The sequence below is a fragment of the Dokdonia sp. PRO95 genome (genome assembly GCF_000355805.1).
In the GTDB taxonomy this organism is placed as follows: domain Bacteria; phylum Bacteroidota; class Bacteroidia; order Flavobacteriales; family Flavobacteriaceae; genus Dokdonia.
Map to the genome: position 1 here is coordinate 2,359,435 of NZ_CM001837.1, position 12,849 is coordinate 2,372,283.

The 12,849-nt window shown below is 36.9% G+C and carries 11 protein-coding genes; 4 read left to right on the top strand and 7 right to left on the bottom strand.

Annotated features, from left to right (window positions below; translation table 11 throughout):
* Window positions 1-543 precede the first annotated feature (543 nt).
* From D017_RS10725 to D017_RS15485, 4 genes are all read left to right on the top strand, one after another.
* A complete protein-coding gene (locus D017_RS10725) occupies window positions 544-2,709 on the top strand; it encodes a TonB-dependent receptor (RefSeq protein ID WP_035336477.1) in 2,166 nt (721 codons plus the stop codon).
* A 64-nt stretch (window positions 2,710-2,773) separates the two neighbouring features.
* Complete coding sequence (locus tag D017_RS10730; protein ID WP_035336478.1) at window positions 2,774-3,142, top strand: hypothetical protein; 369 nt, start codon at window positions 2,774-2,776, stop codon at window positions 3,140-3,142.
* 123 nt (window positions 3,143-3,265) lie between these two features.
* Window positions 3,266-4,066: a TIGR00266 family protein gene (locus tag D017_RS10735; protein WP_035336479.1), complete on the top strand. Its 801-nt coding sequence runs from the start codon at window positions 3,266-3,268 to the stop codon at window positions 4,064-4,066.
* Between the two features lie 177 nt (window positions 4,067-4,243).
* Complete coding sequence (locus D017_RS15485; protein ID WP_035336481.1) at window positions 4,244-4,441, top strand: hypothetical protein; 198 nt, start codon at window positions 4,244-4,246, stop codon at window positions 4,439-4,441.
* A gap of 45 nt (window positions 4,442-4,486) precedes the next feature.
* On the opposite strand, the gene D017_RS10745 is transcribed toward D017_RS15485, so the two are convergent.
* From D017_RS10745 to D017_RS10775, 7 genes are all read right to left on the bottom strand, one after another.
* Window positions 4,487-5,425 carry a hydrogen peroxide-inducible genes activator gene (locus D017_RS10745; protein ID WP_035336482.1) on the bottom strand — a complete coding sequence of 313 codons (939 nt, stop codon included), beginning with the start codon at window positions 5,423-5,425 and terminating at the stop codon, window positions 4,487-4,489.
* Between the two features lie 132 nt (window positions 5,426-5,557).
* The gene (locus D017_RS10750; RefSeq protein ID WP_035336483.1) at window positions 5,558-5,974 is read right to left on the bottom strand and encodes a DUF2141 domain-containing protein; all 417 of its coding nucleotides are present in this window, start codon (window positions 5,972-5,974) and stop codon (window positions 5,558-5,560) included.
* A gap of 148 nt (window positions 5,975-6,122) precedes the next feature.
* Window positions 6,123-7,091 carry a Gfo/Idh/MocA family oxidoreductase gene (locus tag D017_RS10755; RefSeq protein WP_035336484.1) on the bottom strand — a complete coding sequence of 323 codons (969 nt, stop codon included), beginning with the start codon at window positions 7,089-7,091 and terminating at the stop codon, window positions 6,123-6,125.
* 14 nt (window positions 7,092-7,105) lie between these two features.
* Window positions 7,106-7,819 carry a hypothetical protein gene (locus D017_RS10760; protein WP_035336487.1) on the bottom strand — a complete coding sequence of 238 codons (714 nt, stop codon included), beginning with the start codon at window positions 7,817-7,819 and terminating at the stop codon, window positions 7,106-7,108.
* Between the two features lie 38 nt (window positions 7,820-7,857).
* Window positions 7,858-9,567 (bottom strand): sodium:solute symporter, encoded by a 1,710-nt coding sequence (locus D017_RS10765; protein ID WP_035336488.1) that lies wholly within the window; start codon window positions 9,565-9,567, stop codon window positions 7,858-7,860.
* Between the two features lie 105 nt (window positions 9,568-9,672).
* Window positions 9,673-12,207: a PIG-L family deacetylase gene (locus D017_RS10770; protein ID WP_035336489.1), complete on the bottom strand. Its 2,535-nt coding sequence runs from the start codon at window positions 12,205-12,207 to the stop codon at window positions 9,673-9,675.
* 78 nt (window positions 12,208-12,285) lie between these two features.
* Complete coding sequence (locus D017_RS10775) at window positions 12,286-12,849, bottom strand: mechanosensitive ion channel domain-containing protein (protein ID WP_035336490.1); 564 nt, start codon at window positions 12,847-12,849, stop codon at window positions 12,286-12,288.

A 12,849-nucleotide genomic window follows, 5' to 3' on the forward strand; every position in this document is an offset into this window, starting at 1 on the left:
GTTACAGAATATTGATAAAAGTTTTAGTCAAATCCCGGTAACGTCCAACTATCCCTATATAACTGATCCTTGAGATGATCAATCGGTACATTATTAAAAAGAAAAAAACCTCTGCTCCCTAATTGCAGAGGTTTTTTCTTACATGTTAAATCCTTGAACTTTTAACGGGATAAATATAGATATAATAGTTGTGTAAGTACATCCCCATATGTTACGTTTAAGTAAAATCAATTGCAAATTATTGTTGATTATAGCTTTAGTAAACACGTTTATAGTTCATTAAAAAAGGAATTTTAATTTAATTTTTTTTTTCAATTTTTTCGTTTTTCAGACAAAAGCAAATATTGTGGTAGTTACGCAAACGTTATAAATGATTTTTGATTTCAAAGCCTTCTCAAGTTGCTGTAATCAATAATGACAAAATACGCTCTCTATCGGGATAACTACAACTGAGAACTCAAAAATGACGGTTGGGAGTATTACGCTTTCGCGAAAGCGTAGTTCGCTTCATATTTGCTCAACAATCAATCAACCGAACTATTTATGAAATCGCTTTTACATATTCTCGTTTACCTAATTTGCTATCAACTAGCTGCTCAGACCGTCGTCTCAGGAAAAGTTACAGACTCAAAAGGAATACCCATAGAAGGAGCAAATATTTTTCTAGACGCGACTTATGATGGAACTAGTACTGCAGCAGATGGATCATTCTCATTTACCACGACCGAAGAGGGAACCCAACTGCTTAAAGTTACCTTCTTATCATATGAGCCATTTGAGTTATTCATGGACGTCACAACCTTTAATAATCTTAACATTGTTTTGAGGGAAGATGTAAACTCACTAGATACGGTTGTACTTTCGGCAGGGACATTTGAGGCTAGTGATAATAGTAAAGTATCTGTGCTTAAGCCGCTTGATGTTGTGACTACGGCAAGTGCGCTAGGAGATTTTGTAGGTGCATTACAAACACTCCCAGGTACAACCACAGTTGCAGAGGATGGTAGGCTCTTTGTACGGGGAGGAGATGCTGGAGAAACACAGATATTTATAGATGGCATACGTGTGTTTACTCCATATACACCTACAGCAAATAATACACCTACTCGTGGCAGGTATAGTCCTTTTCTTTTTGACGGGATTACATTTTCTACTGGGGGATACTCGGCCGAGTATGGTGAGGCTTTGTCAAGCGTTTTATTACTGAATACTATAGATGAACCAGATCAAAATAAGACAGATATCTCTCTCATGTCTGTAGGCGGCGGACTAGGAATTACCAGAAAATGGGAGAAGAGTTCGCTTAGTGTAAGTACATCATATATAAACCTTGCTCCCTATGTGGCATTATTTTCTAATCGTAATAATTTTAATAAGCCTTTTCAAACCTTTTCAGGAGAAGCGGTATATCGTTACAGAACTGAAAATGGCTTGTTTAAATTATATGCAGCGGGAGACACGACAAGTTTTGACATAACGCAAGAGGATATTAATAATCCAGAAGGGTTCACGTTAGGCTTAAAAAATACCAATGTTTATGTAAACTCAAATTATACAGGTATGTTAAGTGACACCTGGAGTATACAAACAGGAGGGAGTTATACAAGTGCTCAAAATAATAGGTCACTACAATCGACTACTAATATTGATAACAAAGAAAATAGCGCACATCTTAAAGTCAAACTTAAAAAGCGTTTTTCAAACAGACTTAAACTCGCCTTTGGTGCAGAACATTTTATAACAGATTTTAAAGAAAATTTTAGTGGTTCTTTTGAAGATCAGAATATTGTAGCTGCATATGATTTTAAGAGTAATATTTCGGCAGCCTTTGTAGAAAGTGACATCATCTTCTCTCGCAATTTTGCATTGAAGCTGGGCGCTAGGGCGAGTAATACAGATTATATGGAAAGAGTCACTTTTTCGCCTAGAGCGAGCGTAGCCTATAAAACAGGTAAGAACAGTCAGTTTTCTTTAGCGTATGGTGACTTTTATCAAAATCCGCTTAATGACTTTTTAAAATTCAGTCTTGATCTTGATGCTCAAAAGACAACACATTATATAGCAAATTACCAGTATAGCAATAATGGCCGAATCTTTAGAGCAGAGGCGTACCGTAAGAGTTATAGTAATTTGATTACCTCTAATACTATGTTTAATAGTCCAGAGAGCGTGCTTGCAAATGATGGAAATGGCTATGCTCAGGGAGTTGATGTATTTTGGAGAGATAACACGAGTATAAAAAATATGGATTACTGGGTGAGCTATTCCTACCTAGATTCAGAAAGGAAATACCTCAATTTTGAGGAACAAGCAAGACCGTCTTTTGCTAGTCCTCATAATCTATCAGTGGTAGGTAAGTATTTTATTAAAGATTGGAAGTCACAGGTGGGCGTAAGCTTCCAGCATAGTTCTGGACGTACCTACACAGATAAGAATAGTGTGGGCTTTTTACAAGCAAACACGAAGTCTTTTAATAGTTTAAGTGTGAACTGGGCTTATTTATTATCACAGCAAAAGGTTCTATATTTTTCTGTAAACAATGTACTTGGATTAAGAAACATAAATGGATATCAATATGCAGATACTCCTAGTCCGGCTGGTAACTTTGACCGCAGAGCGTTACGACCAGCAACAGATCAATTCTTTTTTGTAGGCTTTTTCTGGACCATAAGTGATGATAAAACTAGTAACCAACTAGATAATTTATAGATGTCATTTACGTTTTGAAGTAGTATTGTAAAAGAAGTATCTTAGTAAAAAATAATTAGAGTCTATGAAATATTTACTTGTTGTATGCTGTTTGCTGATGTTTGTTTCTTGTGGAGATGATGATCAACCAGACCCAATCGTAGAGATTTGTACTACTGAAGTGGTGCCATCCTTTAGAATTACCGTAAGAAATACTGAAGATAATTCTTTACTAGAAGGAGTAAGTGTAGTGGCTAAAGATCAGCAGTTTGAGGCTACGCTTACAGAAGAAAGTCCTGGAGTATACGTAGGACCAGATGAGCGTACGGGAAGTTATTTCTTAATTATTCAAAAAGATAACTTCCAGACCATCATTACAGAGACCTTTATGGTAGAGGAAGATGAGTGTCATGTAATTACTGTTGCAAGATCATTTACATTACAACCACTGTAATAAATAATTTTTTTATTCATAATGAAGCCCAAAGAAATCTTTGGGCTTTTTTTATGCTTGTATGGTTGTAACAAGTAAGAGCTTATAGCTACCTATAGATACACAATCAAAAAAACAACAAGTATGAATGCACATGAAATAGACTACGAGATCTTTGGAGAAGAGATGCAATATGTAGAGGTAGAGTTAGATCCGCAAGAAGGTGTAATTGCCGAGGCAGGTAGCTTTATGATGATGGAAGAAGGAATACGCATGGAAACCATTTTTGGTGACGGCTCTGCAAAGGATACTGGTGTGATGGGTAAGATTTTTGGAGCAGGAAAGCGTTTACTTACAGGAGAAAGCTTATTCATGACAGCCTTTTACAATGATGTAGTTGGTAAGAAGAAAGTAAGTTTTGCATCACCTTATCCGGGTAAAATAATACCAATAGACCTTGATAAAATAGGAGGGAAGTTTATTTGCCAGAAAGATGCATTTCTTTGTGCGGCAAAGGGTGTTTCTGTCGGTATAGAGTTTTCACGTAAGTTAGGAAGAGGTCTTTTTGGTGGAGAGGGTTTTATCATGCAGCGTCTAGAAGGTGATGGTATTGCATTTGTACATGCTGGAGGAACTACGCTTAAAAAGGAGCTTGCTCCAGGAGAACGTTTAAAAGTAGATACTGGGTGTATTATCGGTTTTGATAGTACAGTAAACTATGATATAGAATTTGTAGGAGGTATTAAGAATACCATTTTTGGTGGTGAGGGGCTCTTTTTTGCCACATTAAGTGGTCCTGGAACTGTGTATATACAGTCACTTCCTTTTAGTCGTCTTGCAAATCGTGTGCTGGCTATGGCTCCAAAGACGGGAGGTAAACAAAGAGGTGAAGGCTCTATACTAGGTGGTTTAGGAGATTTGCTCGATGGTGATAGTCGATTCTAGCGGGGCTTGCAACTTCCTATTTAACAAGTATTTAACTTAATTTTAAGAGAGCGAAATATACTCAAACACGTGTATTATCCCTTTTTATATCTTATATTTAGTGAGTTCAATATTATAAAATAACGCATATAGCATCAAACTACTTTTTATAATCTAACCCTATAAAACCCTTCGAATATGGCGAGAGCAATGTTTGAATACACAAAAACTATTTTAGATAAGGTAAGTTTTGATAGCTCACTATTTTGTAAAGAATTAGAGAAAGCAATTAAACGACTATTACCTTATGAAATAGATGAACTTAGAATCTGGATCAATGCATTGATTAAAACCAATCCTGATCTCGGTCATTGTCTAATTTATTTAAAACCATAAAAAAAGCCCCATTATTGGGGCTTTTTTACTATAAAATTATAAGTCTTATTTTGAAATAGGACTTATAATTTGAACGTTTTGAAAGGTAATAGCACCTTTTACTACGCCAGCAATGGTTGACCTTAGGGCTTCTATAATTTGTATTTTAAGTTCGCTCTTATGATAGATAATACTTATCTCCCTAGCTGGAGAAGGTTCTTTAAATGATTTAAAAAGCTCTTGCTCTTTTACAGGTATGTCAAGTGTGTGCAAGTAAGGTAAAAGCGTCATACCTAATCCTTCATTTGCTAGTTTAACGAGCGTTTCAAAACTTCCACTTTCTAATGAGAATTTCTCATTATTCATATTTCTAGGTGTTGCACATAGATTTATTACACCATCTCTAAAACAGTGTCCGTCCTCAAGTACAAGCATGTCTTGCATATCTAGATCTGTGGTCTCTAAGATTTCCTTATTGTTGAGTCTATGATTTTGTGGTACATAGGCAACAAAGGGTTCGTAATAAAGAGGTCTCTCTTTAATCATAGGGTTTTCAAGAGGAGTAGCAGCAATGGCTGCGTCTAGATGACCTTCCTCAAGCTTTTCCATGATTTGATCTGTGTTAAGCTCTTCAATCTTGAGTTTAACCTTTGGGTATTTTTTTATAAAATTAGTGAGAAACATAGGAAGTAGCGTAGGCATTACTGTAGGGATCACTCCCAGTTTAAACTCTCCTCCTATATAGCCCTTTTGTTGATCTACAATATCAGTAATACGATTTGCCTCGTTAACAATATTACGTGCTTGGTGTACAATTTTTGATCCTATTTCTGTAAGTTCTATGGGCTTCTTACTACGGTCAAAAATAAGGATGTCTAGTTCATCCTCAAGCTTTTGTATTTGCATACTTAGCGTGGGCTGAGTAACAAATGTCTTTTGCGCTGCTCTAGTAAAATTTTGGTGCTCTGCTACCGCAAGCACGTATTTGAGTTGAGTGATAGTCATGTTGTAATTTATAACACAAAAGTAAGAAAATCATTGAGTGTACCTATGTACAACATCAATTTATAAGTTTTTTCTTATAGCAAAAAAAAGCCAACAGATTACTGCTGGCTTTGTCATATGAAGAAACTAATATTACATTTTAATTTCTAGTTGTACATCTTCTGTACCTACCGTAAATTTTGCATTGTTCCAGCTAGGAGGTCCAAAGCCTGTACCACTACCAGAAGTTGCATAATCTTCTTTAGGCATCCCGTTTGCTTCAAAATCCATACGGTTATTTCCATTTTGATCATGTAGCGTTATAATTCCGTAATCTCCAGGTTGTACATTTTCAAAAACTAAGGTAACCTTATTGTTTTCTGGTGTTGCTGCTTGAGAAGCCAAAGGCGCTGCCTTCATAAAAGTTGCCTCGTTATATAGTGCTGCAGAGGCAGAACCGTCATTATTAGTTAAGTTAGGAATGGTTACCGTGATGGTAACTCCTTTTGTTTCTTGTCCAAAAGAAATTGTTGAAACAGCTGCGAGTAATAAAAAGATAATTGTTCTCATAATTGGTAGTATTAGATAGTTATTGTTTTTTGTTGATGATGTAAATGTATCATCACGCTTTCGCGAAAACAATCTTCCATTACCCAACTGTAAAAATCAATGACCGAACTGTAAAAATTTGGAATCTAAATCCGTTTGCAGCTATTTATCAGTATACTAGTCCAATATTTTTTCTAACGTTATCTAGCATTTTAATAAGATCTGTACTCTTGCGGAAAGTCATAATATCACTCTCTATTTTATTACTTTCCAGCATTTTCTGGCAGTGCAGTATCTCATAATGATACCCATTTACACCTTTTGGAATTGGGAAATCATATGTTTTTGAAGTACCATTGGTAATGATCGTCACATTGGTTGGCTCATGAAAACGGCTGTTTATCTGTATTTCGCCATGTTCTAAAGTAATGTTACAAGTAGTGTCTGTTTTCTCATCAATAGCCGAAAATAACTCTGCTTCTAATTGATTAGGATATTCTAATTGCATGGAGCAATGATGATCTACACCTGTGGGACCTATTAAAGCCTGAGCACTTATATTTTCAGTATATCCTAAAAGTGTTAGTGCGGTAAACACTGGGTAAATGCCTACATCTAGTAAACTACCGCCACCAAGTGATTTATTATACAGTCGGGCATTTACATCATAAATTGCATCAAAACCAAAATCGGCAGTAAGGTTTGTAATCTTTCCTAAATCTCCATTTTTAACCGTATCAAGTACAAATTGATAATGAGGTAAGAAGTTTGTCCACAGGGCTTCCATTAAAAAGATTTGTTGCGCTTTCGCGAAAGCAATCATTTCCTCAACTTCTTCAAGATTCATGGCAAAAGCTTTCTCGCAAAGCACTGCTTTCTTATGCTTGAGACATAAAAACGTTTGCTCTTTGTGAAACATGTGAGGTGTAGCAATGTAAACGATATCTACTTTAGGATCTAGAAGCATTTCTTCATAGCTACCATATGCGATAGTCGCGTTATGAGTATCCTTAAAAGCCGTTGCATTGTCAAGATTTCTACTTGCTACAGCATAAAGATGTGCACCTTGAGTAAGTTGTACATCGTTCGCAAATTTGTCAGCTATTTTTCCACAGCCTAGTATTGCCCAGTTGGTCATCGTTGTTTGTGATTTTAATCATTATTCATACACACCTGTCTGAATATCATTCTTGATTCTTGATTACCTAATTTAATAGATCTAGCAAAATTTAAACAAGAATTAATAGTATCTCTTTTACCAAGATATGCTTTACCTAAGAGTCGAGTTGCATCTTCCTTGTAATCCTTCAGTTTTACTACCCTTGCCAAATCGTCAATAACAGAATCATAATTTTGTAGTTGGATATTTGACAGAGATTTGTAATATAGAATCGCTAAATCATCAATATTATATGAAGCATCATTATCATATAATCTAGGATGCCAATTTGTATTAATTACAATTCCGTTGCCATCATTGTCTATATGAGCTTTTCTAGCACCAATAGTTTTAAGTGATTCATTAAAGTAGTTTACTGCTATTTGATGTTCACCAAAGGTTTGAAAATTTAATGCTATATAAAAATATGCTGCTGTATTATCAGGATCAAAACCTAATACTAATTTGTAATCCTCTGTCGCTCCTATAGAATCGTTTAATAAAGTTTTATAATGTGCTCTGTTGAACAGTGCTGGTCTAAAGTTAGGTTTCTGATTTATTGCTTTATCTAAACTTTTTATTGCATTTCTAAAATCATCTTTTTCAGCGTATTGAAATGATTCTTCATAATAAGCTTCAGGAGGTAAAAAGTTACAGCAAACAAGAAAAAAATAAAGCATTACTGATAATAAAGTCTCTTTAATCATAATTAATCACATTTTCGCGAAAGCATAATTACACATTGCTACTCATCTTGAGAACCTCCAAAGCTTACTTGTAGTAGCATTGCTAGTCCCATTACGAGGGCGCATCCTACAACGTTGAGCCATAAATACGGGAATTCTATAATCTCAAAATGTATGAGTCCGTAAACGATAATAATAATTACTTGCGTGATGAGTGCTGCTATGAAAACGGCATTACTTTTTACAAATTTGATAAAGAATGCAAGTAAGAATATCCCAAGAATATTACCGTAAAAGATAGAACCTATAATATTTACTAGCTGGATTAAGTTTTCAAATAGACTTGCCGTACAAGCCACGATAATTGCGAGCACGCCCCACATGAGTGTAAAGCCTTTTGTGCTGCGCACGTAATGTCTGTCTGTCATAGTTCCCTTATAATTACGCTTGTAAAGATCTACAGCGGTGGTGGCTCCTAGTGCATTAAGTTCTGACGCGGTAGATGACATTGCAGCGCTGAGTATTACAGCAAGTAGTAAGCCTATTAGTCCGTTAGGAAGGTTGTTGAGTATAAAGTGTATAAAGACGTAATCCTTGTCGTTATTTTCTACCTCTGGAGCGGCTTTTGCTATGAGCACTTTACCTACAGATCTTATTTCTTTATCAATACCTTCGTATTTATCTATTAAGGATTTTTGAGTGCCGTCTTCTTCATAAATATCTAGAGTAGGATCCTGAGCATAATTAAAGGCAGCTTCTTTTTGATTGTTTTGGTTTTGTGCAAGTTGTTGTTCTAGGGATTCAAATTCGCTTGCATAGATTGATGTTTTTACGGCTTCGGTCGCGGCAGGGTTAAAATGTAGCGGCGCACTATTAAACTGATAAAAAACAAAAACCATAACTCCTACTAGGAGAATAAAGAACTGCATTGGGATTTTTAAGGCTCCGTTAAAGAGAAGACCCATTTGCATTTCCTTTACATTCTTCCCAGAAAGGTAGCGTTGCACCTGACTCTGATCTGTACCAAAATAGGAGAGCATTAAAAAAGTACCCCCTAATAAGCCAGTCCACACCGTGTATCTATTGCTTAAATCAAAAGAGAAGTCTAATAGATTCATTTTTTCTCCAGCACCTGCGATGCTTAAGGCATCTGTAAAACTGATGTCCTCCGGAAGTTTATCAAGAATGAGATAAAAGGCAATTGCCATACCGGCGAAAATCACTGCCATTTGCTGCTTCTGAGTAATGCTAACTGCTTTCGTACCACCAGAAACGGTATAGATAATCACTACAATCCCTATGATAATATTGAGCATAGTGAGATCCCAACCCAATACCGCCGAAAGGATAATTGCTGGAGCATAAATAGTAATCCCTGCAGCGAGACTACGCTGTATTAAAAATAAAATAGCTGCGAGTGATCTCGTTTTTAAATCAAAACGACTTTCTAGATATTCATAGGCTGTAAAAACCTTTAGCCTGTGATAGATAGGGATAAAAACCAAACAAATCACAATCATAGCAATAGGAAGCCCAAAATAAAACTGGACAAACCCCATACCGTCATAAAATCCCTGACCTGTGGTAGATAAAAAAGTGATGGCACTTGCTTGTGTAGCCATTACAGAAAGGCCTACCGTCCACCATTTTGAGGTATTACCACCTCTTATATATTCTTCTGCGTTCTTACTTCCTTGTGTTTTATAGGTGCCGTAAACAACTATAAAAATGAGCGTGAATGCTAGTACTGCCCAGTCTATTATTTCCATATTAAGAGAATGAGGTCATTAATAGATAAAACACGATAACGTAAGCTAGATTAACCAGCAGTACTATGGTGTACTTCTTTTTCCATGGGTATTTGGATACATTTTTCATTGCTTTATCTCGCTCTTTTCTTGCTTTCCTATACTCAGCATATTTGCAAATAATTTATAAGCTCCAGACACTCCTGCCGGTAGTTCTCTAAAAAAGCTCAAGCCTGTATAAATGTAGTGACCTTCACCATATGGAGCGACTAGTAAACTACCATCCTTTGCCGTTTCTCCTTTATCATTCATAGAGAGAATAGGAGTATAGGCTTCATCCCACTTGTTTGGAAAATAAAGGCCACGTTCTTGCGTCCAGCCTTCAAAATCCTTTTGAGTAAGCTTATTTGGGAAATTCATGATAGGATGATTTTCGGCAAGGATTCTCACTTCGCTATTCTCATCCGTCACACGGTCTCTACTGAGCTGCATCTCATAAGGAGCACCTATTTTTGTGTTGCCCCAGCGACCAGACGTATTGTATTGTGCGATAAGCGTTCCACCAGCTTTGACATAATCGAGTAAAAGTGGCTGCTTTGCTTGCATCTCGTCTACTACATTATAAGCTCTTATGCCTACAACCACTGCATCAAATTGCGCAAGTAGTTCTGGTGTGATAGTGCTAGGTTCTATAATAGCTACTTGGTAGCCTATTTGTGTGAGATTATCTGGCACTGCATCTCCAGCACCTTGAATGTACCCTATATAATCTCCTTTACGCTCGATATCAAGACGTACAATTTTTGCTTTGTTAGGTAAAAAGAGCGACTGCAACGGGATGTGTGCATAATCTATTGTTACAAGCTCCTTGGTGTACGATTTATTTCCGGCGGTGACTACGGGAGTGAGATCTCCTTCACTATCAGTGCTAGGAGGTGTCACAGAGAACATAACTTGTTGTTCTGTGCCTTTCAATGCGATGGCTACGTTTGCACTTTTTGGTGTGATGGTCCATCCACTAGGAGCAGTGAGAGATACGGTTCCGCTAAAATTATCTTGATGGGCTGTTACCGTTACGGGAATGTTTTTTGATTCCGCTTTCGCGAAAATAATAACCTTCGAGTCTAGCTTTGATGAAACTGCTGGCACGATTTCAAAAGGCTCATACACTTCGCCCTTCACGCGATCATTGTATTTATAGATAATTGATTTTTCTATTGTGATAGGTACGCCAGCAATCGTGAGGTCAAACTTCACTGTGTTTTGTTGTGGAGTTTCTGGTTTACCTATCATAGTGCGATCATCTACTCGGTACATTCCTAATGTTCCTTCTTCACGTAACCAGTATGCAGAAGTATCTTTAAAAGAATTATCTATGGAAACTGTTGCTTCTGTAGAAAGTGGTGTATTGTTAGCTAGCGGTGTGTTGCTAGCTAGTTGTTGATTACTTGATGTAACAACTGCGCTGTTGAGGACTACGGACTGCATGCTTCTGTTTATCGCTTCAAGTTTTAATGTTACTTCGCTTCCTAGAGTTGCATAACCAGTATTTGCAGCTGCTTCTAGATAAATACCTGCGCAGGCAGTGATAATATCTTGCAGTTCTTTAGATTTAATAGCTTTCCAGTGAGCATCCTCTAATTGTTGTATAAGTGCATATGCTTTAGCTAGCTCAGGAATACTCTTTTCTGGAGCAGTAAAGTCATAGCCTTTCACAACTTGATCTAATAATGTTTTAATGGCTTGACCTCCTTTTACACGTGTCCAAGTTGTATTGATTCCTTGAAAAACGTCGTTATTAGTTGGCATCTCACCACGTAATAATTCAAAATAGGTGTCTTCTGTACCACGGCTTCCCGTATTTCCAAAACCTTGAGACTTGTGCTGACTTCTACTAAGTGAAGAGATTTCTGTATTAGAAAGTCCTAGGCTAGGGTAGTAGGTACCTACATCTACTTTTACCAGATTAGATTTATCTGCTGCTTCAAATTTTTCTCTACTTCCATAGAACCACCAAGAGGTATTAAAAAACTGTCTGCTAGGTTTCCAAGTGTCTGTATATTGTAACTGATCTTTATATTTTGAATTGTCACCGGCAAGGTCAAAAGCTTCAACAGATAGCATTGCGCTTGATGTATGATGCCCGTGTGTACTTCCTGGTGTTCTGTGATTAAAACGGTTAATAATCACGTCTGGTTTAAAAGTTCGTATTGCCCAGACTACGTCACCTAGAACTTCTTCCTTATTCCATATAGCCAGCGTCTCATCGGGATGTTTTGAGTATCCAAAGTCATTTGCTCGTGTAAATCGCTGCTCTCCACCATCTGTAGCTCGTGCAGCAAGTAGTTCGTTAGTACGTATCACGCCAAGCAGTTCGCGTAATTCTGGACCTATAATATTTTGACCACCATCACCTCTAGTCAATGATAAATAGGCAGTTCTAGCTTTGACTGTGTTTGCAAAATAAGAGATAGCGGTAGTATTCTCATCATCAGGGTGAGCAGCGACGTATAGTACGGAGCCTAGAAAGTTGAGTTTTTGAAGGTCTTGGTATATCTCGCTAGCCGTTGGTTTAACAGGTTGGACTGTAATGCCTTGAGCAGATATTTTCGCGAAAGCGAAGACAAATAAAAGGGCTAAAATCACATAGGATTTACGCATAATAATGAGGAGTTTGATACTTCTCAAATATACCGAATATGAAAGCTAGCCTAAGTTCTTTAAGGTTTCTTTAACAATCTATACCGGCTTATTAAAGGGATCATCCTCGTCCATTTGTTGATTCTGCTCTAAGATATTTGTAGAGATTCCCTCCTCTACAAGTGTGATTCCTTTTTGAAGAATTAAACTGTTTGGGTAGGTGTGTAGTCCGCCATCAGAGGTACGTAAATTAGTGTGAAACGCCTTGATGTCTTCTATAATCGCGATGATAGGAAAATCTTTGTCGTGAATTTTTATACGGTCACCTATTTTGTAAGGAAGTGTAAAAAAGATAATCACGCCAGATGTAAGATTACTTAGCACTGACCACTGCGCAAAAAAGGCAACACCTATAATAGCAAAAACAGAGCTCGCAATGACTCCAATGTCCTTAATTTTAATTCCCCAAATTAGTATACTTATGATGAACGCAATGATTAAAAGCACTGCGTCTACATATTTCATAATAAGATTTGCACGCTTCTTTACTTTGTTTTTACGCTCAGAAAAGCGGCGCACAAAATAAGAGATAATGATGCGCAGTATTATAAATACACCTAGTGTAAATGCACTCTGTACGATCTCGGGTCTAAACAATTCCAT

Coding starts and splice junctions, on each gene's coding strand:
- D017_RS10725 (WP_035336477.1), top strand. CDS start 544: ATGAAATCGCTTTTACATATTCTCGTTTACCTAATTTGCTATCAACTA.
- D017_RS10730 (WP_035336478.1), top strand. CDS start 2,774: ATGAAATATTTACTTGTTGTATGCTGTTTGCTGATGTTTGTTTCTTGT.
- D017_RS10735 (WP_035336479.1), top strand. CDS start 3,266: ATGAATGCACATGAAATAGACTACGAGATCTTTGGAGAAGAGATGCAA.
- D017_RS15485 (WP_035336481.1), top strand. CDS start 4,244: ATGGCGAGAGCAATGTTTGAATACACAAAAACTATTTTAGATAAGGTA.
- D017_RS10745 (WP_035336482.1), bottom strand. CDS start 5,425: ATGACTATCACTCAACTCAAATACGTGCTTGCGGTAGCAGAGCACCAA.
- D017_RS10750 (WP_035336483.1), bottom strand. CDS start 5,974: ATGAGAACAATTATCTTTTTATTACTCGCAGCTGTTTCAACAATTTCT.
- D017_RS10755 (WP_035336484.1), bottom strand. CDS start 7,091: ATGACCAACTGGGCAATACTAGGCTGTGGAAAAATAGCTGACAAATTT.
- D017_RS10760 (WP_035336487.1), bottom strand. CDS start 7,819: ATGATTAAAGAGACTTTATTATCAGTAATGCTTTATTTTTTTCTTGTT.
- D017_RS10765 (WP_035336488.1), bottom strand. CDS start 9,567: ATGGAAATAATAGACTGGGCAGTACTAGCATTCACGCTCATTTTTATA.
- D017_RS10770 (WP_035336489.1), bottom strand. CDS start 12,207: ATGCGTAAATCCTATGTGATTTTAGCCCTTTTATTTGTCTTCGCTTTC.
- D017_RS10775 (WP_035336490.1), bottom strand. CDS start 12,849: ATGGAATTGTTTAGACCCGAGATCGTACAGAGTGCATTTACACTAGGT.